At 60.0% G+C, this 22362-nt stretch carries 17 protein-coding genes and 2 pseudogenes; 7 read left to right on the top strand and 12 right to left on the bottom strand.

All coding sequences use genetic code 11. The features are described 5' to 3' along the window. Positions 1-104 precede the first annotated feature (104 nt). The 4 genes from P6U24_RS18430 to P6U24_RS18445 are packed head-to-tail and all read left to right on the top strand — an operon-like array spanning position 105 to position 6089. A complete protein-coding gene (locus tag P6U24_RS18430) occupies positions 105-3731 on the top strand; it encodes a hypothetical protein (protein WP_407153953.1) in 3627 nt (1208 codons plus the stop codon). A gap of 56 nt (positions 3732-3787) precedes the next feature. Next, positions 3788-4825, top strand: a complete 1038-nt coding sequence (locus tag P6U24_RS18435; RefSeq protein WP_407153954.1) for a TAXI family TRAP transporter solute-binding subunit — start codon at positions 3788-3790, stop codon at positions 4823-4825. Further along, positions 4822-5487 carry a hypothetical protein gene (locus P6U24_RS18440; protein WP_407153955.1) on the top strand — a complete coding sequence of 222 codons (666 nt, stop codon included), beginning with the start codon at positions 4822-4824 and terminating at the stop codon, positions 5485-5487. The genes P6U24_RS18435 and P6U24_RS18440 overlap by 4 nt, the downstream gene beginning before the upstream one ends. Then, positions 5484-6089 (top strand): hypothetical protein, encoded by a 606-nt coding sequence (locus P6U24_RS18445; protein ID WP_407153956.1) that lies wholly within the window; start codon positions 5484-5486, stop codon positions 6087-6089. Before P6U24_RS18440 ends, P6U24_RS18445 begins: the two co-directional genes overlap by 4 nt. A 359-nt stretch (positions 6090-6448) precedes the next feature. Here the strand turns inward: P6U24_RS18445 and P6U24_RS18450 are convergent. After that, positions 6449-6740, bottom strand: a pseudogene (locus P6U24_RS18450) (transposase); the annotation flags it as partial. 65 nt (positions 6741-6805) lie between these two features. After that, a pseudogene (locus tag P6U24_RS18455) lies at positions 6806-7062 on the bottom strand (transposase); the annotation flags it as partial. 205 nt (positions 7063-7267) lie between these two features. On the opposite strand from P6U24_RS18455, the gene P6U24_RS18460 reads away from it, so the two are divergent. The 3 genes from P6U24_RS18460 to P6U24_RS18470 all read left to right on the top strand — a co-directional run bounded on the left by P6U24_RS18460 (position 7268) and on the right by P6U24_RS18470 (position 9588). Continuing rightward, on the top strand, positions 7268-7561 hold the full coding sequence (locus P6U24_RS18460; RefSeq protein WP_407153957.1) for an H-NS family nucleoid-associated regulatory protein: 294 nt from the start codon (positions 7268-7270) through the stop codon (positions 7559-7561). Between the two features lie 550 nt (positions 7562-8111). Next, positions 8112-9056, top strand: coding sequence for a LuxR C-terminal-related transcriptional regulator (locus tag P6U24_RS18465; RefSeq protein WP_407153958.1), 945 nt, complete (start codon positions 8112-8114; stop codon positions 9054-9056). 163 nt (positions 9057-9219) lie between these two features. Further along, positions 9220-9588: a VanZ family protein gene (locus tag P6U24_RS18470; RefSeq protein ID WP_407153959.1), complete on the top strand. Its 369-nt coding sequence runs from the start codon at positions 9220-9222 to the stop codon at positions 9586-9588. A 205-nt stretch (positions 9589-9793) separates the two neighbouring features. Here P6U24_RS18470 and P6U24_RS18475 read toward each other — a convergent pair whose 3' ends face one another. The 10 genes from P6U24_RS18475 to P6U24_RS18520 form a co-directional block, all read right to left on the bottom strand. Next, a complete protein-coding gene (locus P6U24_RS18475) occupies positions 9794-10591 on the bottom strand; it encodes a class I SAM-dependent methyltransferase (protein WP_407153960.1) in 798 nt (265 codons plus the stop codon). Positions 10592-10626: 35 nt separating this feature from the next. Beyond that, the gene (locus P6U24_RS18480) at positions 10627-11304 is read right to left on the bottom strand and encodes a sugar transferase (protein WP_407153961.1); all 678 of its coding nucleotides are present in this window, start codon (positions 11302-11304) and stop codon (positions 10627-10629) included. 57 nt (positions 11305-11361) lie between these two features. Further along, on the bottom strand, positions 11362-12609 hold the full coding sequence (locus P6U24_RS18485; RefSeq protein ID WP_407153962.1) for a DegT/DnrJ/EryC1/StrS family aminotransferase: 1248 nt from the start codon (positions 12607-12609) through the stop codon (positions 11362-11364). A gap of 10 nt (positions 12610-12619) precedes the next feature. After that, a complete protein-coding gene (locus P6U24_RS18490) occupies positions 12620-14218 on the bottom strand; it encodes an NAD-dependent epimerase/dehydratase family protein (RefSeq protein ID WP_407153963.1) in 1599 nt (532 codons plus the stop codon). Between the two features lie 466 nt (positions 14219-14684). After that, on the bottom strand, positions 14685-15893 hold the full coding sequence (locus P6U24_RS18495; protein WP_407153964.1) for a glycosyltransferase: 1209 nt from the start codon (positions 15891-15893) through the stop codon (positions 14685-14687). Next, on the bottom strand, positions 15890-17320 hold the full coding sequence (locus P6U24_RS18500; protein ID WP_407153965.1) for an MBL fold metallo-hydrolase: 1431 nt from the start codon (positions 17318-17320) through the stop codon (positions 15890-15892). The genes P6U24_RS18495 and P6U24_RS18500 overlap by 4 nt, the downstream gene beginning before the upstream one ends. Positions 17321-17769: 449 nt before the next feature. Beyond that, on the bottom strand, positions 17770-19335 hold the full coding sequence (locus P6U24_RS18505) for a hypothetical protein (protein ID WP_407153966.1): 1566 nt from the start codon (positions 19333-19335) through the stop codon (positions 17770-17772). Between the two features lie 18 nt (positions 19336-19353). Then, positions 19354-20784 (bottom strand): oligosaccharide flippase family protein, encoded by a 1431-nt coding sequence (locus tag P6U24_RS18510; RefSeq protein WP_407153967.1) that lies wholly within the window; start codon positions 20782-20784, stop codon positions 19354-19356. Continuing rightward, positions 20781-21581, bottom strand: a complete 801-nt coding sequence (locus P6U24_RS18515; protein WP_407153968.1) for a hypothetical protein — start codon at positions 21579-21581, stop codon at positions 20781-20783. The genes P6U24_RS18510 and P6U24_RS18515 overlap by 4 nt, the downstream gene beginning before the upstream one ends. Then, complete coding sequence (locus tag P6U24_RS18520) at positions 21578-22207, bottom strand: hypothetical protein (RefSeq protein ID WP_407153969.1); 630 nt, start codon at positions 22205-22207, stop codon at positions 21578-21580. Before P6U24_RS18520 ends, P6U24_RS18515 begins: the two co-directional genes overlap by 4 nt. Between the last annotated feature and the right edge of the window lie 155 nt (positions 22208-22362).

Raw genomic sequence — 22362 nt, forward strand, 5'->3', positions numbered from 1 at the left:
GCAAGAAACGAAGAAGCGTCGTTCTCAACGAGCACGTGAAGACCGCCCGCGAAATTGTCGTCTCGGGCATCGCGTTGGGCGCGAGACAGTTTGCTCAGAAGGCAATGAGACTCCTGCCTGCGCAGGGGCGAGCCGCGAGCCTGTGGATCACCGCGGCCTTCCTCGCCACGACGTGGGCGTCGGAAACGCAGGGTTATCCTGAAGCGCTGCACTCAGAGGCGGATGCGCTTTCCAATACACAGCACGCGATTGCCGCGAGCAACATTGATTCCGGCAGGCCAGCGAGCGACCTCCATCTCGAGACGGTGCAAGCGAGCCGGTTTGCCGAGAAGTCGATGCTGGTCGCGCAAGCAACCACGGGAAATACGAAGGAGTTGGAGGGCGCGCTGGAACTGGAACGCCGCAGGGCGGAGCTGTTCGAGAGGCTACTGACGCTGCACAAAGCCCCTGCCGAATCGGCTCGATCGGGTGACGCGTCGGAGACTCAGAATGCCCAGCTGCGAAAAGTTCCGGAGCAAGTGCTCGACCAGCTGAAGCAGGCGGCGGATAGCGATGTGGCGAAGCTGAAGACATCGCTGCAGCAGGAGCACGACAGGGCGGAGTCACTGGCGAAAGAGCTTTCAAGGGTGCGTACGACGATCCATGCGTACGAGGCTCAAGCGGGCGAGGACCGCGACCAGACGAACGACCTCAGCCCAGAGACCAAGAGCGACATGGTGGAGCTGCGCAATTCGCTGCAGCAGGAGCAGGAACGTGCCGCACGACTCGAGCGGGATCTCGCGGCGGCCAGGCGCGATGTCGAGGTGCAGACAGCGTTGGTGGCCAAGGCAAACGACGATGCCGCCCAGCTGAAGCAGGCGGCGGTCAGCGACGTGGCAAAGCTGAAAGCGTCCCTGCAGCAGGAGCAGGAACACGCCGCACGACTGGAGCAGGATCTCGCGGCGGCCAAGCGCGATGTCGAGATGCAGGCGGCGTTGGTGGCCAAGGCAAACGACGATGCCGCCCAGCTGAAGCAGGCGGCGGACAGCGACATGGCGAAGCTGAAAGCGTCCTTGCAGCAGGAACAGGAGCGGGCAGAGCGGCTGGAGCAGGATCTTGCGGCATCCAAGCGCGATGTCGAGACGCAGACGGCGTTGGCGGCCAAGGCAAACGACGATGCAGCCCAGCTGAAGCAGGCGGCGGATGGCGACGTGGCGAAGCTGAAAGCGTCCCTGCAGCAGGAACAGGAGCGGGCAGAGCGGCTGGAGCAGGATCTTGCGGCATCCAAGCGCGATGTCGAGACGCAGACAGCGTTGGCGGCCAAGGCAAACGACGATGCAGCCCAGCTGAAGCAGGCGGCGGATGGCGACGTGGCGAAGCTGAAAGCGTCCCTGCAGCAGGAACAGGAGCGGGCAGAGCGGCTGGAGCAGGATCTTGCGGCATCCAAGCGCGATGTCGAGGTGCAGACAGCGTTGGTGGCCAAGGCAAACGACGATGCAGCCCAGCTGAAGCAGGCGGCGGATGGCGACGTGGCGAAACTTAAGACGTCCCTGCTGCAGGAACAGGAGCGGGCGGAGCGGCTGGAGCAGGATCTTGCGGCATCCAAGCGCGATGTCGAGACGCAGACAGCGTTGGCGGCCAAGGCAAACGACGATGCCGCCCAGCTGAAGCAGGCGGCGGATGGCGACGTGGCGAAGCTGAAGGCGTCCCTGCAGCAGGAACAGGAGCGGGCGGAGCGGCTTGAGCAGGATCTTGCGGCATCCAAGCGCGATGTCGAGGTGCAGACAGCGTTGGTGGCCAAGGCAAACGACGATGCCGCCCAGCTGAAGCAGGCGGCGGATGGCGACGTGGCGAAGCTGAAGGCGTCCCTGCAGCAGGAACAGGAGCGGGCGGAGCGGCTTGACCAGGATCTTGCGGCATCCAAGCGCGATGTCGAGACGCAGACAGCGTTGGTGGCCAAGGCAAACGACGATGCCGCCCAGCTGAAACAGGCGGCGGATGGTGACGTGGCGAAGCTGAAGGCATCGCTGCAGCAGGAGCACGACAGGGCCGAGGCGTCGGCGCAAGACCTCTCGACGGCGCGTGCGCAAACATACGCATACGAGGCGCAAGCGCGAAAGGCGGACGAGCAGGCGGCCGACCTCAAGCAGGTGGCCGAGAGCGGCGTGGTGGAGCTGCGCAATTCGCTGCAGCAGGAGCAGGAACGTGCCGCACGGCTGGAGCAGGATTTCGTGGCGGCCAAGCGCGAGGTCGAGACGCAGACGGCGTTGGCGGCCAAGGCAAACGACGATGCCGCCCAGCTGAAGCAGGCGGCGGATGGCGACGTGGCGAAGCTGAAGGCATCGCTGCAGCAGGAGCACGACAGGGCCGAGGCGTCGGCGCAAGACCTCTCGACGGCGCGTGCGCAGATATACGCGTACGAAGCGCAAGCGCGGAAGGCGGACGAGCAGACCGTCGACCTCAAGCAGGCCGCCGAGAGCGGCGTAGTGGAGCTGCGCAATTCGCTGCAGCAGGAGCAGGAACGTGCCGCACGGCTGGAGCAGGATCTCGTGGCGGCCAAGCGCGAGGTCGAGACGCAGACGGCGTTGGCGGCGAAGGCGAACGATGATGCCGCCCAGCTGAAGCAGACGGCGGATAGTGACGCGGCGAAGCTGAAGACATCGCTGCAGCAGGAGCACGACAGGGCCGAAGCTTCGGCGCTGGACCTCTCGATGGCGCGTGCGCAGATATACGCGTACGAAGCGCAAGCGCGGAAGGCGGACGAGCAGGCCGTCGACCTCAAGCAGGCCGCCGAGAGCGGCGTAGTGGAGCTGCGCAATTCGCTGCAGCAGGAGCAGGAACGTGCCGCACGACTGGAGCAGGATCTCGCGGCGGCCCGGCGCGAGGTCGAGATGCAGGCTGCGGTGGCGGCGAGGGCGAAGGAAGTTGCCGAGAGGGACTCCGCGGAATTGAAGCGATCGCTGCAGAAAGAGCACGACAGGGCCGAGGTGCTGGCTCAGGACCTCTCGATGGTGCATGCTAGCATCTACGCGTACGAGGCCCAGACCCGCACCTTCAGCAGTCAAGCCGCAGGCGTCAAGCAAGCCGACGAAAACACCGTGGCGGCATTGCAAAAGTCGCTAGAGCAGGAATGGGAGCGTGCAGCACGCCTGCAGCGGGAGCTTTCGGCCGCCCGGAGCGGCGTCGAGACGCGGGCTGCGCTCGCCGCCAAGGCGGCTGCACGGCTAAGGCAAGTCGCGGCGAATAGCTCGGCGGAGCTGAAACGATCGCTACAGCTGGAGCGCGACCGGGTAGCGCGGCTGGAGAGGGAGCTTGCGTCCAGGCGGAAGGCGAACGCTCTACCTGAGACATCCGAGATCGTGACTGTCGGACAGAGCGCGCAGGACGAGCAAGTCGGGACGGATGCGGCCAAGCCAGTCGCAGCGGACAACGCAGCCGTCGCAAAGACGTGGGGCGGGGCTCAACCCTCTCCACCGGCTGCTGCGGAAGTGGCAAGGCTGGTGGGGCGCGCGAGCGCGCTGCTCAGTCAGGGCGATGTCGGATCGGCGCGGATTGTGCTCGAGCGCGCTGTCGAGTCCGGAAGTGCTCAGGCGAGCTTCACGCTCGCGGAAACCTATGATCCACTCATCCTCCGCAAATGGAGGACGTATGGAACGCGCGGCGATGCGGCGAGGGCACGAGATCTCTATGCGAAGGCCCAGGCTGGCGGAATTAAGGAGGCGACGAATCGGTTGGACGCGCTGGGTCACTAATGCGCCCGTCCAAACGGCCGCGACCGCGACCGAAACTCGCCAGATAGGAGTCGGTAATGATCAACAGATTTCTTGGAACGGGCCCGCTGCTCTTGCTCGCGGTGCTGGCTCCGCTGCTCCTGCTCGTTCAGCCTTCCTCGGTGGATGCGCGGACAAAAAATTCGACAACGCAGAGCGCTCGTCCGGGGCGGCATGAGGCTCGGCCGCAGGTGACGATGAATGCCTGGACGGTCGGTCTTGCCGGAGGCCTCATCGAGGGCACCCCTATTCGCCTTGCAGCAGAGATCGCCCGCGTGGTCGACGACCAGGACAATTTGCATGTTCTGCCGGTCGTGACGCGGGGGGCCACGGAAAACGTGAATTCGCTGCTCTACCTGCGTGGCATCGATGCGGCGATCATCAATTCCGACGTGCTTGACGAGTATAAGCGCCAGGTCCCGGACATCCAGCGCCGGCTGGCCTACGTGCTCAATCTATTCCCATCCGAGTTGCATGTCTTCGTCCGACCGGAGATTCAGAACTTGCACGATCTCATCGGCAAGAAGGTGAATTTCAACACCCAGGGCACCGCCGCAGCTTATTCGGGACCGCTGATCTTCAGCCGTCTGGGTCTGGATGTCGAACAGACATTCATCCCGCATCAGGTCGCACTGGAACAAATGCGCACCGGCGAAATGGCCGCGGTCGTGTTTATTACGTCGAAACCGGTCGATGCTTTCGTGCGCGGGCGCTGGGAGCCAGGATTTAAGTTCCTGCCGGTCCCCTACGAAAGCAAGTTGGAGGACTACTATCTTCCTGCGGCTCTCGATGCGACCGATTATCCCGGCCTAATTAAGCAGGGTGAACAGGTGGCGACGATTGCCGTGCCAACCGCGCTCGTTGCCTACAATTGGCCGACGAAGACGAAACGCTTTGAGCGCGTTGCGCGTTTCGTGGACCACCTGTTCTCGCAAATAGAAAAGTTGCAGGGGCCTGGCTTCGATCCGAAATGGAAATCAATCAATCTCGCCGCGACAGTTCCTGGGCTGGTCCGCTTCCCCGCCGCCCAGGCCTGGCTCGATGTCCGCTTAAGCGCAGCGCAGGCATCGCAATGAAACGCGCGGCCTTCCTATTCGCGGTTGCTCTCGCGATTGTACAAGGCATCGCGCCGGCGCAAGGGGCGGACGATCCGAAGGCGCGGATTCGCGTCTGCTCGCCGATGGAGCGGGCGGACCAATTGGAGTGCATGGACAAGCTCTCGCATGCTGTCGCGCTTCCAGCCGCACCCAGGACGGATGGCTGGGTCATCAGCCAGACAAGCTCGCCCGTCGACTATAGTCCGATTGCCACGGCTACCATCGCGTCTCGTGATGGTGTGAGCGGCCGCACGATGCAGCTGTCGATTCGCTGCCGCGGCGGACGCGCTGAACTCGCAGTCGCCGGAGCTGGCATTTCCGATCGCGGCGAGGATTACGTCGCCTCGTATCGCATAAACGGAGGGCAACCGGTACAATTCGCGGCGGGCGTCGCGGCCTTTAGCGACGGCGTCGCTTTCAAGGGCGATGCGGTCAGCTTGATACGGTCGCTTCCGAGCGAGGGCGAACTCGCTCTGCATCTCTCGCCCCGAGTGGGAACCGCCAAGGATGGAATTTTTCCTCTGGCAGGGCTCGACGCGGTGCGCGCGAAGATCGCTGTGGCATGCAAATGGCCGCACGCGATCGCGAAGCCCACATACGAGAATGAATCCGAGGATTCTTGGGGAGGAGGCGGACGATGAGCAAGCTTTGTCATGTTACGATTGCCGCCACGATTTGCGTGGCGACGCTTTTGGTCGCTGCGTCGTTGTCTGCGGCGCAGGAAACCCGGCAATCGTCTACCTCGGCACCGAAGCACTCTGCCGAGAGACAGAAGCGGAGCACCCAGGCTACAGAGCCTCCAATGCCGTCCGCTACCGCGCAGATGCCGAACCAATCGTCGTTTACCCCTATGGCTTCCTCTGCAGCGAAGAATCAAGAACATCGTCTGATCCTGCAGGTAAATAGCAACGATGCCGCGGCGATGAATCTGGCTCTGAATAACGCAATGAACGTCACGCGATACTACAGAGATCTCGGCGAAAAGGTGAGAATCGAGGTGATTACGTTCGGGCCGGGACTACACATGCTGCGCGACGACACCTCGCCGGTGAAGGCTCGGATCGAGACGATGGCATTGAGTGCGCCCGAGGTGTCGTTCAAAGCCTGTGGCAACACGCAGGAGAACATGCACAAAGCAGAAGACAAAGACATACCGATCATTCCGCAGGCGGAAGTAGTCCGCTCCGGCGTCGTGCGCGTCATGGAGCTGGAAGAGCAGGGGTGGACCTACGTCAAGCCTTGAGATGTCGATCTCCGATGAGGCCTGATCGAAAGCAAAAATCAGTTCACGCAGGCCGCTCTGTCTTTTCAGCTCTTGCATTCACGGGTACTATGGTGAGCCGGTAGGCTATTTCGGTCGACCCGTCGAAGATCTCCAGAAGCTCATCGCATATGGGACAGCGGTATTCGCCCTTGATGCCTCGTCGCGTCGAAAGTTCCATGCGCCGGAAACCGGCGTTGCACTTGGGACAGATGGCGTCGTCTTTAATCATACCCTCATTTTTCACATCGCTGCGATGGCGGCACAACCGGTCAGGCGCGGTAGCCCTTTTGGGCAATTGATGGAGCTGACCTACCACCGATGTTTTCATCCAGCGGCAGTTAGAGCGCTGATGGGTGAACGCCGATTGGCGTAGGTGGAGCAACGGGCGATCGGCAGAGCTGGTCAGGGTTGCGTAGTCGATCGCCGGTTGCGGTGAGGTCTCGGGAATTTGGTATTTCAGCGCGGAGTGCGGCCGCTCGCCGTTGTATTCGGCAACCCGCGTAGCGAGATTGCGTCTTGTATCGTCGAGGCCGAAGAATAGCGTTCATTCAACAACTCATCGCGCATCCAGCCATTGAAGCTCTCGACGACAGCGTTCTGGAAGTCCAGGGACCAGCCGGGCCGATAGAACCATCGTCCGATCTGCTCCGGTGATCGAAGACGCCCGCCGTTACGATGGGCCATTGGCCATGGAACATCTGCTTGGCAAGCAACTTCTTCAGCTTGGCATTGTCATCCTCGAGCGCCTTGAGCCGCTTCGCCTCCCAAACCTCCATGATGCAGGTGCTCCGCGGCGGCGCTTCGCGGCGGGCCCTACCAGCTACCGCACTTGGCCTTCCAGTTGTAGAACCTCCGAGGTCCCGTGCTTGCGGACCAGGTCGGACGTCGTCGCACCGGCCTCATGCTCCCTCAGCACCGCTATCTGCTCTTCCGCAAATCGCTTTCGCTTCATCTGCCGTCCTTCGTCAAGGGCGGACCCTAACTCGATTTAAAGGAATTGCTTAGCGGCCGGTCAGAGCGTCGAGCCAGTAAAAATGGAGTACCCCATCCTAACCATTGAATCGAATCTTGGAGCTTTTAATCTCGAGTTGCTGTGATGCCGGGATTACAAGCCGCTTGGTTTGGGAAACATGCAAAGCCGCCGCGATCTAAGATCGATGTCCGTGGATGAGCTGTGGAACCTTCATGAAGAAGTGGTTGGAGAATTGAGCGGTAAAATTGCAGCTGAGAAAAGTAAGCTTGACGAGCGCCTGCATAGACTTGGCACCCCTCATGATGAGTTCAGGCACGCGCGTCGCTCTTACCCAAAGGTTCTCCCCAAGTATCGAAATCCGAACAACCCCGCAGAGACATGGGCTGGCCGCGGCAAACGACCTCGCTGGTTGAGGTCGCAGCTCCGATCCGGCAAGAAGCTGGACGACTTTCGAATAGAACGACTGGCGACCAGATAGTTGGACTGAGGGGGGTACGCAAAGGGGTTGCCTGGATTGGCGCAAGCCGCCGGTGGGCAATGGCAGCGGCGGTTAGTTGATTGCGCGTCACTTACTGCATCCTTCCTGAGCCGCACCGATGAAACAGATGAAATCTATCGCGGCCGAGGTTCTTCTTCGGAGAAGTGGCGACCATGCCGCGCCTCGGCTAACAATTCGCAAGTCGCTATGAATTGAGGTGGCGACCCAATCGGCGACTTCGTGGCAGGCTGACGCTGATAGGGTATCGTCGTCCTTCCGTTTACGTCCCACTCATCCTCATCGCGGCCGGCGCATCGACGTTAGGCGTCGAGGAACCACGCTCCAGAGCGGTTCAAGGAACTGGTGCCCTGTCCTACGGGGACTATCGGCAATAGTTGCGGTGTACTCCCGCTGAGGTACCCATGTCTCTGCTCCCAACAGCCCCAATGTACCTTGCCGCCATCCATGTGCGGCCTTGTCTAACGCTGGCCAAACTGGCCACATGCTAGAGAGGTGAGAGATAACCGCTATATGCGGGTAGGAGCGGATTGTGAAAAAGAGAGTTCGGGTGTCCGGAAGCGCTATTGGAACCGTTCTGGCCGGCGCAAATGTACTGCTGAGGGAATGTCTGGCTCGGATTTTAAGTTCGGCCGATTTTAGAATTATTGCTTCCACTTTCTATGCAGGCGATCAGGTCCTGAGCTCGCTCGCGCCAAAGCAGCCCAGCTTGCTCGTGATAGATTTGAGCGATGATTTCGAGGCAGCATTGAGACAGATCGAGTCTTTCAAGCGACTGTACCCAGATGGGCGTATCGTCGTGCTTGCCGATGAGTATGAGCTGACTGAAATCGTTTCGGCGTTCCGAGTTGGCGCCAACGCGTATTTGGCCAAGGGCGCGACTTGCGAGACACTCATCAAATCGATCGAATTAGTTATGCTAGGTGTGACTTTGTTGCCTTCCGACGTTTTGACTCTCATCTCTGATCGGCAAGCCTGCCGCCGCAGTGGCGACGGAGCTGACGGGGGACAGGTTGATCGCGGTGAAGATGTTGAACCAGTCGGTGCTGACGTTCGAGTGAATAGATGGGTAACTCCACCCGAGGGCACCCATCCGTCGCGGCTCTCCGCTTGTCAACAGTCCATCTTGCGCTGTTTGATTCAGGGGGATTCGAACAAGACCATTGCCCGTAAGATGGCCTTGGCCGAGGCTACTGTGAAGGTTCACGTCAAAGCCATCCTTCGCAAAGTGCGGGTTCACAACCGCACGCAGGCCGCGATTTGGGCGATGAGCAATGGCTCATCTATGCCGACAAAGGGCGACGCTTCGTCTGCATTGGACAAGCCGCCGGCGAGCCCCTCCACTGATTTAGCTACCACACATGCCTCAACCGCCGGCCGGACGAACGGAGCAGCATCATTGCCGTCGCTCGACCTCAACGGAGCGGACCACGTCGCGATGCCTTGCAACATGCGTCTTGTCCGCAAGAGCAGTTGAGCTATTGCGTCGCTACTCCCAGCCGGTCGGATTAGATGTTCGGTAACTGCGCTGGTGATTTTTCGAAGAACCCGCTGGCTGACGCGATGCGGGCGCCCGGTGGCGGCTATGTTGCGCAGCCGGAAACGCATGCCGGCGTCCCGTCGGAGGAAAGGAAGACGCGATGATGAACAACGCGCGGAAGCTGTCCCGCATCGGCGCTTGGCTAGCCGTGCTGACCATCATTGTCCTGTCCGTCGTGCCAGGCGACGTGCGGCCCCACATATTGGGGAATGATTATGCCGAGCACTTCACCGCGTATTTCATTGCTGGCGGTCTGTTCGCCATTGGATATCAACGCTCTATCCTGTCGAGCGGCACGTTGCTCGCTATGTCTGCTGGCTTATTGGAGCTCGCTCAATTGTGGATCCCAGGCCGGATCGCGGGCGCTGTCGACGTCGCGGCCGGCGCGATTGGTGCTTGGCTTGATCTTCTGATCATAGCTATCGTCAAACGGGCGCATGAACGTATGTTTGTCGTTTCTTACGACTAGATTCGGCTGCTGTTCCAGACTTATGGCTATGGCTAGCGAAAGGATTACTCATCGAGCATCCGGCCAGGTCAATGCATTGCGCACATCCAGATGAGTAGCGGCCCGTGAGTGCAGTGACATAGAACGCGCTTGTGAACGTGGGAGGGAAATTCGCACCTCTCGACAGTAGCTATTCATCGTATCGCGCCGTTCTCATCACCACGCCTCACATGCGGGGTGCTCCGGGCTTGCAAGCGATCAATGCGAAGGACTCGGCGGCGTGTTCCCGCGCCATCGCGCGATAGGCAAGTATCCAGACTCGCCAGAGGACGTATATTGGAAACACGACAGCGAAATAAGAGCTGATATAGTATGGTCTGAGTTCCTTAATCTGCAACCCGGAGTTGGCGGCGAACCGCCGAAAATCGCGCGGTGTGCAATGATCATAGATCGCCGGGAAACCCAAGTGATCGGCCTGATTTGGCATGAACGCCGACAGCAGTCGTAGTTTCAGCCGCTCCGGCAGCAGCACGTTAAGCCGTGCATAGAGCGCATTGCGTGACGGCACGTACACGAGCAGGGTGCCGCCCGGATTAAGTAAGCGCGCCATTCTGGCAAGGGCGGCCTCGGTATCGTGAACGTGCTCGAGGGTCGACTTGCAGACAACCAGATCGGCGGCGTTCTGCTCCTGATACGTCGCAATGTCAGCGATAATGGCGCGATCGTAGAGCCCACGCGGAGCTTTTGCAAACTGCTCGCCGTCAAGATCCAACCCGTTCACCGTGAGGCCGAGGCGGCGCTTGGTCTCAAGATCGACGCACGGTCGCGCTCCGCCACCGATGTCGTAGACGACGAGACCAGGGCGTAGATAGCTCGGGACGATTCTCTTTTTGAAATCCTTCGAGCCATCGATACGAAACGACTGCGGCAAGAGTCGATCAAACGATGAGCTCAGAGCGACTTGCGAGGCGATAAGCTGGCGTGCAATCCACCCCGCGCCTTTGCGGAGAGTGCCGCTGGACATTGTGCCCTTCCTTGCCGTTCCTGCTTCGACTGGAGTCATGGGCTGACCTCTACTCGGCTATCGCGCGGCAACGATTGTTTCCGCAGTACTTGCCCGCCAAGCCAGTGCGGTACTCGTCCCGCGACCAGCATCAAGATGGTCGCTAGAATGATGCGCAAATCGTTCAGGATGCCGATTTCGCGACTGTAGCGCTCGTAGCAGGCGAACTTGGCTGGCATGATCTCAAGCCGATAGACGTCGATCGGATTGCGCGTTCCGTCCAACAATGAGCTTTCGTCGCGAAACAGGATAGCTGCGTAGTCAGTGATTCCTGGTCGCATCGAGTGCATGATCGCGAGCTGATCCGGCGTGTAAAATCTCATGAATTCCGGCACCTCGGGCCGCGGCCCGACGATCGACATGTCGCCTAGCAGAACGTTAATGAGCTGAGGGAGTTCGTCGAGCTTGCTGCTCCTGAGCAACGCTCCCACGCGCGTGACCCGAGGGTCGCCACGTACCGTAAGTGCCGTGCCGGTGCGTGCGGCGCCTGCTACCATGGAGCGAAACTTGAAGATGCGGAACAAGCGACCGTGCAGCCCAACCCGCTCTTGGCGGAAGAAGATCGGGCCGGAACTGTCGAGCTTGATGATGATCGCGATGACAGCCAACACTGGCAACAGCAGGAGGAGGCCGAGTGTCGCTCCCACGACGTCCAACGTGCGTTTTGCCGCCATCGTTCTGTGCGATGGAGAGGCTGGCACTCGGCGACCGCGACCGGCTCGCATGACGCGTCACCCCAGGACTTCGCGCACGGCCGCGACGACACGATCGACCTGGGCATCGGTCATGCCGGCAAACAGCGGCAACGTGACCGCGCCGGCGAAATAGCGGCTTGCAACTGCGAAGTCACCTGGCTCGCAGTGATAGCGTTCCCTCCAGTAGCTCATCTCGTGCAAGGGGCGATAGTGGACCGATGCGCCGATGCCTTTCGCGGCCAAGGCCGCGATCAGATCGTCACGGTTGGCACGCGCACTCTCGTGGAGACAAATCGGAAACATGTGCCACGCATTAAGGCCGCCGGGAGGTGCGGAGGCCGGGCACTGGATCGGCAGGCCTGCCAGTTTTTCTAAGTAGCGTTCCGCCGCCCGTTGCCTGGCTGCCTGCAGCGTCTCCGCCCGCGAGAGTTGAACGACGCCGATGGCGGCAGCGACGTCGGTGAGGTTGTATTTGAAGCCTGGCGCCACGACGTCATAAGCCCAGGAGGCGCCGACCTTCCGAAATCGGTCGAAGGCGTCCCGGTCGAGCCCATGCGTTCGCATGACGCGTGCACGTGCAGCAATTTTGGGGTCGTGCGTCACGATCATGCCGCCTTCACCGGTAGTTATCGGCTTGCTCGCATAAAAGCTGAATACACAGGCGTGCGACTCCCAAGAGCCGATCAGGCGATCGTCACAGCGGGCCGGCAGGGCATGCGCAGCATCCTCAATGACCTTGAGGTTGTGGCGGCGAGCAAAGGCTAGCACCTTGGTCATATCACATGGCAGGCCGCCGAAGTGGACCGGGATGATCGCCTTGCAACGCGGGGTGAAACGGCGCTCGGCGTCCTCGAGATCGATGCAGCGAGTGGTCTCGTCGACGTCTGCCAGCACAACTTCAGCGCCAAGATAGCGGATAACGGAAGCGGTCGCCGTAAATGTGAGCGTCGGCACGATCACCTCGTCGCCCGGACCGATTCCGCACGCCTCGGCTGCAAGATGCAGTCCCGCCGTCGCGGAATTCACGGCGACAGCTTCAACGCCGCCGCCCATGTAGGCCGCGAATTTCTGTTCGAACTCGCGTGCCTTCGGGCCGGTGGTCAGCCATCCGGAGCGCAGTACCGCTGTTGCCGCCGCGATCTCTTCCTCACCGATAGCTGGCTGGAAGCAGGGTATGCTGGTCGGTGCGGCGCCTGGGCTTTTCGCGACCGATTTCGATAGATGTATCGTGCGCTTGCGCGGGCGAGGCGAGTCAAGTGAGCGCTGTGGTCGAAGGTATTGCATTGGATTGCCCCTAGGCGGCCGATCGGTTCGCGGCGGGATGGATGTGATCGATGTTCATCAGATCGTTCTCCCAACCCGTAATCTTGAAGCTGCCGAAGCTCTTGGTTCCACATTCCTTCAAGTAGAGAACGTTACTGTAGGTTGGCAGCGAATAGTGCCCGACCTGGTTGGAGCGAACGATCGCAAGAACCTGCGCAATGCCGCGCTCGAGGGTCCATGCAGGCTCAAATCCGAGCTTGGTGCGGATCTTGTCGAATGAGACGCGGTAATTGCGTTTGTCGAGAAACGTGTCATCGGCCGTGATCTGGGCGTCTGGTGCCTGCCGTTTGATGAGTTCTGCGACTTCGCCCAACGTGTAGTTTTGTGCGTCGGATCCCACATTGAAGACATCGCCCGCGACCAGCTCGATCGGTGCCCGTAGTGTGATCGTGATCGCCCGGGCAACGTCTTGGACATGCACGAACGGCCGCCACTGATCTGCGCCGTACACAGTGATCACTCCATCGCGGACGGCCTTGGCACAAAGTAGGTTGACGACCAGGTCAAAGCGCGTGCGGCCGGAAATGCCGTAGATGGTGGCGAAGCGCAGGCAGGTCACCGCGAAGTTGTGATCATTGAGGCTATTAAGCACCGCTTCGGACGCAACCTTGCTGCGTGCATAAAGCGACTGCGGATTGAAATGCGAGTCTTCGTTCACGATCTGGTCGGACGCACCGTAGACTGAACAGGAACTCGCGAAGATGAAGCGGTGAACGCCGCGGGCCTTGGCGATCTCGCCGATGACCTTGGTTGCCGTCACGTTCACGTCAACCGTGAGATCGGTATCGACCGCGCAGGCGGGGTCGCCCACCAGACCGCCGAGATGGATCACCGACCCCACGCCGCTTATCGCACGGGTAAGCGCTTCGATGTGACGGAAGTCCTCGCGGACGATCTTGAGATTTTGGTGTCCGGCGACGCGCGATAGCGTTTCCTCACCGTAGTGCATGGCGTCGAGAACGGAGACCTGCAGACCTAAGTTTAGGAGCTCTTCGACCAGGGCGGAACCGATATAGCCTGCGCCGCCGATGACAAGAACCTTGTTGTCATCGGCTTCCTCGTGCTGCCTGCTGCCGTCGCCTTGCCAATTCTCCATGCGGAGCACCGCCGAACCAACACGTGCAAGGGAGAGCGGGATCGCCGAGGCTACCAAAGTTGTGGTCAGCAGGCCGAAGTTAAGGTTCGTCGGTGCTGCCGTTATCGACATGATACCGCTGCCAATCAGCAAGAGCGTAAGATTAGCCGCGACGATCAGGTAAATCTTTGTCGACAAGCTATAGCTGCCCGGGCACGTATAGAGCCCCACGGCGGTGTAGGTCGCGATTTGCACGATCGAGAGCAACCCGATCAACAGGGCTATCCAGACCGAGTGTGGGGCGATCAGCTCGGCCAAGTTGTGGCCGCCGATAATTAACCAACCGAACAGAAACGCGATCCAGATCGAGGTGATATCGGTGCTAATGCGCAGCACGGCGCCTAATGTCGGTCGCAGCCCGGAAAGATTGCGAAGAGAATTGTGAAACAGTGCAAGATGATCAGACGAAGCCGGAGTCATGAACGGAGTTGGCATTGGCCTAGCCCTTATAAATTACTTGTATTTATTGTTTGGTGTTTCTCCTGGTGTTGATCTCGATTATCGGATCGCTGCGGCCTGAGCGAGATCGGCACACGCGCTTGTTCGGGGATACGAACGTGCTTGCGACCTGTTGACTTTCATCGTTCGGCGCGTAGCTGCCAGAGCTTATGCTTGTCCGCGGTCTCGTCGTATGGCTAAAGCGGGTTATAACCAGCAAGAGCTAGAAGGCGCGTCTCCAAGCGCGTACTTGCCCAAAAGGATAGAGGCATTCCGACCTCATGCACGAGTCGAGGCAGGCTGGCGAAGCTGACAAGGCTCGTGCAGCGAGACTTCGCGTTGTGCCCCTCCGATCAACGGGCGCCTGGGCGGAAGGCCGTTGCGGGTTATTAGACGGAGAGCCGCGAAGAGGGCAGCAGCGCGATATCGCGTCTGCCAACCAACCAGCTAGGGACCGCTGCTCCTAACAGCGTGAGTCTTCAGGTGTGAGCTGGGTCGAATCGAGCTCGCCCATGCGTCCACGAGAACTCCTCGCTAACAGCTTCGCATACAGCGCGATGTGACGAGCCACGATCATGCGCAGGCTGAACTTCTGCGCAACCAGCTCCTCAGCGCGACGAGCCATTATTTCCGCCGTCTTACGGTCACGCAGCAGGTTGATGATTCCCACCGCCAGACGATCGGCGTTTTCTGGCGGCACCAGGAGTCCGTTCCATCCGTCGCGGAGGACTTCGCAGCAGCCCGGCATGCTCGTCGATACGATCGGGACGCCAGCAAGAGCCGCCTCAAGCAGCGCTCGAGGCACGCCCTCGCGATACGCCGTCGGGAAGGCAAACACGTCGGCTAGCTTGAGCAGCGCCGGTACATCGGATCGAGGTCCCGTGGCGATCACATAGGGTGCATGCTGGTCGATCTCAGCTTGTGTGACGGCAAACGGACCCTCGCTTTCACGCGGCCCCACCAGGAGAAAACGAACATCCGGTTGTGCCCGATGGACCAGAGCGGCCGCCTTGAGCAGCGTCGGAATGCCTTTTCCACGCGTCATACGCGCGACGGTGATGACAATTGGCGACGTGCCGAGATCAAACTCTCGGCGAAGCTGGTCTGCGGGAGCGGACTGCGTCAAAGCCCGTCTAAATCCGTCGACATCGACCCCGCCCCCGCCGGCCGGGATCACGATTCCGTTCGTCCCTGTCATCCTGTGACGTTCGAAAAAGGCCCGATCCTCATCCGTCTCGAACACCGTAGCAGCAGTCGATCGGACTGTCGCACGATACATCGCGCGATAGACGGGACGAGCCGCTAGAGCGAGCGTCGAGTGCGACGAATAGACCCAGCCACGCCCGCAGATCGTGCGCACTATCGCAGGATGGTCCGCAGCGCTGGCGGCCAACGGGAGGAACAAACACGGTTTCGTGTCATAGGCCTGCGCCAAATCCGGAGAGACGTCACGAAGGATCCTCGACAGGGTCTTGAGTGCCCTCCAATCGGAGAATGGACTTACGAATCGATCGAAGCGGAAGGGACGAAATTCAATGCCAGCCCGCCCGAAAGGAATGGAATCCCCGCTCCCCGCCGCGGTCACCCGAAAACCGCAATCACGCAAGGAGAGCATGAAGGGAATCCGCAGATGATGATCCTCGCCTCCAACGTAAAGCAGGTGCGGGCTCAATGGAACGCTCCGCTCGGAGGACGAATGAGAGGCAGATAGTTGCGATAGGCGAAATCGCGTCCTCGCCCCAAATCGCCAGCGATCCGCACATAGAGAAAGAATTCACGCCAGCGTCTCAGCCAGACCGTCACGAACCGTGGGTTTAGAGATTTTGAGAGCGGAAGCACCTCGCAATCGAAGAGATCGTTAAGCTCGGTAAAGTACGTCACTATCATCTTGTCGTCGTTCTTCACGCGAAAACGAACGCGCTTCGAAATTCCCAGGCTGCTCCAGTTCACTTGCTTGACGCACATGATGAAAACGTTGGCGTTTGCGTGAATCTGGATGGGGTTGTCGTCGTCATTCCAGGTATCGAGCTTACGCCAGCGTCTGCCGTAGATGTCTATTTCGTAAGCCGTGTCGCCCGCCTCGCTATGCGCAACCAGGGTTATAGGTTTTCCTTTAAAGAGTCGCCGCAGGAAGAACGGTGTTCCGGAAAGCAGGCCCGAGGCGTAACCCGCCACGATGTCCTCCGTCAGCACGGCCCGCGCCTCCTGCTGTGCAGACCTCGCCAAAGTGTCGGCCACCGATTCTTTGTAGAGCTTCAAGTGCTCATCGATGTTGGTGTACCAATCCTTGTCGGTGAGGGTGAAACCGATCTCATCATCCCATCCGTCACCGGGCGCGCAGACAATGCACTTGGGCTCGGTGATGCCGTGCGCCTCGAAATAGCGCTTCACGTCAATTCCAAGGTTTATGTATCGATTAAACTGTTCTGTCTCCGGGTGCAGGTAACAATTGTTACTGGCAAACGGAATAGCGTACTCGGCCCTGACCGCCTGTGCGAAATCTGCAAACTCGGCGCTGTACTTCTGCGGATCATCAATGTGGGTTCCGCCCCGATCGGTGATCTCGAAACATAGCCGGGCGTTCGCCGAGCTGTGGCTTCGCAATACGAAATCTATTTTCGGGTGACGCCGCAAGATCTGCTGGAGCGGGAGGCCCATAGTCTTGCAGTCATTGGCATTGAGGATCGTCTTTCCTCCGGCCTCGATCACTAAAATCGAATCGGGGAAGTGCCCGAATTGATAGCTCGTAATCTGAAAGCCGGCGGCGATCTCGTAGGACTTGCCATGGGTTAACTCTGTAATCCAGGTACACCCCATGGCCCGGAGGTCCTCGTAAATGCGGCGGTCAGGGGTCTTGGGTACAAGCATATGCCGATTGAGCCCGAGCCTACGGAGGGTTGGGCCGTGAAAGTGGTCCCAATGCATATGCGTCAGATAAATGAAATCTGGGTTGAGCGTCTCAACAAGGCCATCAGGAACGGGTGGGTAATTCCACCACGAGCGCCAGTAGGCGGAGCCGACCAGCCAGGGGTCGCACAGGAGCTGCTTGCTGTTGCTCGTAACCTCGAGACACGCGTGCCCTAGAATACGGAATCGCATTACGACCGTCCCTTATCCAGCGGCGCGGGGTCCGAGCCGCTTAAAAAAATGCCTTATAACTTTGCCAATTCGTGAAGAATTTCCGGTAGCCGATCCCGTAATCATAATTTCAGATGCAAAAACTCGTGCTTTCCTTTCGGGGAAGTTTTGCAGCTAAAGATGGGTAGCTCTAAATGGTGCCGCCATTCGTCTCCTCAGCCATGCTAGGGAGATCTGAACACTCACGGTCCGACGTACAGCTTTAACAGTCGGCTCAGTTTGGCCCTGGCGAGTCCGACGAGCCGCCTGGTTCCGCGCTGATAGGCAATGTGCCGCACAACAATCGCCGTCCGACTTAGGCTTCTGCCCGCGCGGCTTATCGCGTCGATCATCTGGAGAATTTGCTTTGAGGACGATTCGATTCACGGATGAGTCTTTGACGCGGCGATACTTGCCGCCGCCTGGCCCTGTCAGAGAGCAGCCCAGACGGTCCCAACAACCGTCCGGATCGTCTCGTCCAATGGTCGGTCGGTATCAACACGGATCTCGAGTGTTCCGGGAAAATCGGATCGGTTCTCCAACTCCCAGCGTCGCCGCACAGCCGCCGCATCGGGGCCCCCCTCCTTGACTCGCCGCGCGTCTCTTTCGATTGTCTTCTCGATTGGCGCCGTCAAGCGAAGGAGCAGGTCCGGCTTAGGCAATCCCTTGTAGAGGGCACGCTCCTGATTCATCAGCCAGCGCTTCAGCGGAGATCTGCATCTTGCCACCGCAATATCGTCAAAGCAGGAGCTGTCGATGGCAGCCACGCTTTCTGATGGATATCGATCGGTAATGACCACGGTGCCCGCGGTCGCTGCCCGCAGCGCGCGCCGAACCAGCTTGCGACGATCATAGGCGAGCAGGCTCATCCGTAGAATGTAAACCAACGAATATCGCTGCTGCTGGCGGCGTTCAGGCTTCTCGTACTCTCGGGCGCGCTCCTTCAAGAGGAGAAAGCGCGCTGCAGGCAGCAAGAGGCGAGGCAACAGCGTAAGCAGTGTCGCACGCGGCTTGCCGGCGTGAATATGGATCACGTCGAGATGCTGCCCTAGTCGGGTTACGAGCTTGCCACCGATTGTGGATTTACCAGTCGCTTTCGGGCCCACGAGCGCTACGATCATGCCGCCCGTGTGGAGCACCAGGTCGCCGCGGCGCTGGAACCGTTTCGCGAGCAAGGAGAGCACTCGCCAAAATCGAGAAAGCGCTCCGAGCATCGGGCTCAGCCTCCGCAGTCCACGCAACCGCCGTGCGACGCGCCAGCCGAGCACGATGCGTCGAGCCACGGCGTGCTTGGCCTCGATAGCATCCAGCAGTTGCCGAAACAGCGAAGGATGGATACTCGGGAACCAAGCTGCGCAAAGCGCCTCGGCGCGCTGTGCATCTGCGGCCTGGCGGAGCCAACCGAGTTCCTTCGACACACTGTGATAGTGGCGATAGGTCATCAGGATCTCGATCGGACCTACGTGCTTGAGCGCGATCCGGAGCGCGAACAATACGAGCTCCGCTTCAGGCGTTGGGACCCGCACGCCATGCAGGTAACGGGTCTGCTCCAGGAGGGACCTTTCGACGGGCAAGCGATAGCTCTTGGCCAAGCTATCGCCGCTGACGATCTGAAAATAGGCGTGCACATGCACCAGTTCGGCGCTTGCCTCGTCCAGTCCCAACGCGTGAAATACGCCTGGATGCCCGATGCCGGAGCGCGACTGCGTCAGCTTGTAGCCACTTTCAAGCAAGGCTATGTAGAAGGCTTCCGCGTCACGTTGGTCGACGAGGAGGTCGATGTCTTCGGCAGCCGCAAGCGTCTCCTGGAGACGGATATTGCTTTTCCAATGACAGTAGCGGACGCCTTTCTGTTCCAGGGAGCTGAAGAGACTTCGGATGGCTGCCTTGCTCGAAACCGCTGGTCCCGCATCGTCCGATTGAACCGAGGCGGCTTCTCTCACGCAATTAGAGGAGACCATATCGCCCACCTTGATAGATCCCGCCTCGTAACGCATCGCAGCACCTCCGGTGAATCAAATCCACAATCTCGGCCGGGCCTTGAATGAAGCGGCCAGGCCCGGCATGAGGCGCAGGCCTCTGTGGATAAAGAAGCCCATCGCCATGTTCCAGCCGACGAGGGTTCCCGTAGTAGCGAAGGCAGCCCCGGTCATCCCGAACCAACGGATCATGAATACGCAGCCGACGAAGCTTGAGACGGCGCATGCGGCAAGTATCGCTGCGCCGGCGCGCTCGTGCCCCGTCATCGTGATGAGGTGCTGTTGAGGTCCGCATGCGGCAGCGAACACCTGACCGAAAACAAGAATCGCGACGATCGGGACGCCTGCCAGGAAATCATGACCGAACCACGCGAGGAGGGGGTGTACGAGCAACAGTAGCGGGATAGCGGCGCACGCCGAACCGACAAGAGACAGACAAGCCGCCTTGGCACTGAGCGATTGCAGGCCAGCCCGATCCCCTCTGGCGAACAATGCGGATACGGTGGGCGCAAAGGCGGTGGCAACGGCCATCCGCGGCAGTGACATCAAGGCTGCCATGTTGAATGCCAGCGCAAAGATGCCGGCGTCCCGCGTATTACCCACCAGCCCTAGCGCGATGACGGCGGAACGACTCATCAGATTGTCGCAGATCATGATTACCGTGAGTGGCAGCGTTGGCCGCCACCAGTCACCGGGCGTATACGCGGGGCTTGCACGGTTGACGGCCGGCGGACGCAGCTGGCGCAAGAAGATGCGGACCAGACCGAGAACCGCGATCGAGCTGAGGAGCGTCGCGCCCATCGCCAGCGTTGCGTCGAGGCGGTAGAGATTGCCGCAGAAGACGGCTGTGACGATCACCAGCAACAGGCCGTCGCGGACAATGCGTTCTGGCGCGAGAGCCGCTATGATTCCGCCGAAGGCGCGGACGACCGACGCGCCGATGAAATTCAGCGTAAGAAAGGGCACCATTATCATTCCGAGAAGGAATGTAAGCGCGAGCTCGGGGCGCAGCGAGCGGTGCAGGGCGACGATCCCGCAGATGCCGATCAGGACGATGGTGATTGCGGTTCCGGCTGCGCCGCGTTGCGAGTACTGAATCACGCCGCGCACCAACGCCCATTCATCGTTGATTTGATAGGTTGGTACGAAGCGCAGGAGGGAGACGTGGAATCCTAATGTCGACAGATACCCCAGCAACGTCACCCAGGCCAGGACATAGGCGTAGACCCCATAACTGTCCGGGCCGATGATCCGCGCGATCACCAGTTGCGCCACACAGGTTAGTCCGGCACCAACGACGTATACCGCGAGCGCGGCAATGCTGGAGCGTGCGAGTGGCTGGCCGCGTCCGTCTCCCGCAAATATGGCATTTATGGCAGCCGCTCCCAAGGCTGGGGCGAAGCCGCCCTTGAGCTTCTCGCCGGTAGCTGCGGCATCGATAAGACGCAAGTCCGAATTGCGCGTCATCTGGCGACTCGGATGATGTGCCGGCCCTCAAGAAGGGATGGATCGACCTGATTCACCTCCTTCTTCCAGGACTTCGCCTCCCTCACGATCTGATCGACCGCTTTTTCAAGCCGGCAGTAGTCGAGGGAACTCACATGCATCATACGGCCGCCTTGCTCTTGAAGCACATGGGCCACCTCACTGGTCGTCTCAATTTGCTGAAGACTTGTTTGCAGGTCGAATTCGAACAATCGCTCGAGCGCGCCTTGGCGGCCCAGCCGCGCGCGAAGGCGTGCCTCCAGTATTTTCCGGGGCGCGTCGAGGCGAACGAGGAGGTTCGGGCGCGGAATCAAGGCCAGTCCGCGCATCATAACGCTTCGATCGATGGACCGCGCCAGCAGTACCATCGAACAGAGTGCCGTCACATACCCCTGGTCGAAGATGACGATCCGGTCAGATGTGCTGGCCACCTTCCAGGAGCGGGCTAGCAATGAAAGATATCGGCGACAGCGAACAGACCGCAACAAATTGCTGGGCGGCAGGAGATCCATAATGCTCGCGGTCAGGTCATCGCTCGTCGCGCCCAAGAGAATAGGCGCGGCGCTGACTAGCTTGGCAGCCCTGCTCAGAGGAGCGCCCAGCTCGGTTCTGCACCACGATAAGGCTCGTTTGCTCTCGCCCGGGATCGAACCACGTTCCGCCGGTCGGGAACTCACAATCAGCTGAACGTCGAAGCCCTGCTTCTCGAGCGCGGCTGCCAACGCGTGCGCGAGAGTGGTTTTTCCTGATGCGGGCGGGCCGAACAGCTCGATGATCATCGGTCGAACCTTGCATGCAGGCAATGCGCAGCTACTGGCCACGCCAAGCCGGCAGGCCTTGTGCTGAAGCCGAATAATCTCTCCCCATGGAGCTGCGGGGTGCCATCGAGGTTCAGATGGTACAGGGTACTCAAATTCTGTGGACCGGCCATGAGGAGAGTGTTTGATCCAGGCACATACGTAATCCCTATCAGGTCAAGGCTGCCAAGCGCCGCCGTATCGGTGATCGCGACAATTGCGGGGGGCGGGGATGCGAGCGAAACACTGGCCGAGCTGCCGGCAATGGAGAACGCCGTGCCGCTGGTCGCGCCCACGGCCCAGTCGATCTGGAGATCGAACGACTCTACCAACGAGGGATTACCGGCGTCGATGGTCCGCTCGCTCACCATGTCGGCCATGTTGTCGACCTGAGCGAGATCGTCGCAAGCTCCGCGGTACATGATATCGGCGCCCGTTCCACCGTCGATGACGTCATTTCGGGTCCCGCCATCAAGGATGTCATCGCCGCCTGAGCCGTAGAGCTTATCATTGCCGCCATTGCCATCGATCAGATTAGGTCGGCTGGTGCCAACGAGAGTCTCATCCACATCAGTTTCATTTATTTGTTTGAACTGAGAGACTTTCATGGGTGCACCTAAACCGATCATAGCATTTACACCCAAGCGGGACGCGAGACCGATTGCTATTCCGGGTTAAGAGACCCTTTGGGACTACACATCCTGATTTCAAAAGAAGACCGTGCACAGCAATGCGAATGCGACGACGACGCAACTTGGGCTTC

It is taken from the genome of Bradyrhizobium sp. STM 3557, from assembly GCF_045571465.1.
Taxonomy (GTDB): Bacteria; Pseudomonadota; Alphaproteobacteria; order Rhizobiales; family Xanthobacteraceae; genus Bradyrhizobium.

What these genes read in the sequence shown, in the direction of transcription:
- P6U24_RS18430 (WP_407153953.1), top strand. Translation starts at nt 105, where the DNA reads ATGAGACTCCTGCCTGCGCAGGGGCGAGCCGCGAGCCTGTGGATCACC.
- P6U24_RS18435 (WP_407153954.1), top strand. Translation starts at nt 3,788, where the DNA reads ATGATCAACAGATTTCTTGGAACGGGCCCGCTGCTCTTGCTCGCGGTG.
- P6U24_RS18440 (WP_407153955.1), top strand. Translation starts at nt 4,822, where the DNA reads ATGAAACGCGCGGCCTTCCTATTCGCGGTTGCTCTCGCGATTGTACAA.
- P6U24_RS18445 (WP_407153956.1), top strand. Translation starts at nt 5,484, where the DNA reads ATGAGCAAGCTTTGTCATGTTACGATTGCCGCCACGATTTGCGTGGCG.
- P6U24_RS18460 (WP_407153957.1), top strand. Translation starts at nt 7,268, where the DNA reads ATGTCCGTGGATGAGCTGTGGAACCTTCATGAAGAAGTGGTTGGAGAA.
- P6U24_RS18470 (WP_407153959.1), top strand. Translation starts at nt 9,220, where the DNA reads ATGATGAACAACGCGCGGAAGCTGTCCCGCATCGGCGCTTGGCTAGCC.
- P6U24_RS18475 (WP_407153960.1), bottom strand. Translation starts at nt 10,591, where the DNA reads ATGTCCAGCGGCACTCTCCGCAAAGGCGCGGGGTGGATTGCACGCCAG.
- P6U24_RS18480 (WP_407153961.1), bottom strand. Translation starts at nt 11,304, where the DNA reads ATGGCGGCAAAACGCACGTTGGACGTCGTGGGAGCGACACTCGGCCTC.
- P6U24_RS18485 (WP_407153962.1), bottom strand. Translation starts at nt 12,609, where the DNA reads ATGCAATACCTTCGACCACAGCGCTCACTTGACTCGCCTCGCCCGCGC.
- P6U24_RS18490 (WP_407153963.1), bottom strand. Translation starts at nt 14,218, where the DNA reads ATGCCAACTCCGTTCATGACTCCGGCTTCGTCTGATCATCTTGCACTG.
- P6U24_RS18500 (WP_407153965.1), bottom strand. Translation starts at nt 17,320, where the DNA reads ATGCGATTCCGTATTCTAGGGCACGCGTGTCTCGAGGTTACGAGCAAC.
- P6U24_RS18505 (WP_407153966.1), bottom strand. Translation starts at nt 19,335, where the DNA reads ATGCGTTACGAGGCGGGATCTATCAAGGTGGGCGATATGGTCTCCTCT.
- P6U24_RS18510 (WP_407153967.1), bottom strand. Translation starts at nt 20,784, where the DNA reads ATGACGCGCAATTCGGACTTGCGTCTTATCGATGCCGCAGCTACCGGC.
- P6U24_RS18515 (WP_407153968.1), bottom strand. Translation starts at nt 21,581, where the DNA reads ATGATCATCGAGCTGTTCGGCCCGCCCGCATCAGGAAAAACCACTCTC.
- P6U24_RS18520 (WP_407153969.1), bottom strand. Translation starts at nt 22,207, where the DNA reads ATGAAAGTCTCTCAGTTCAAACAAATAAATGAAACTGATGTGGATGAG.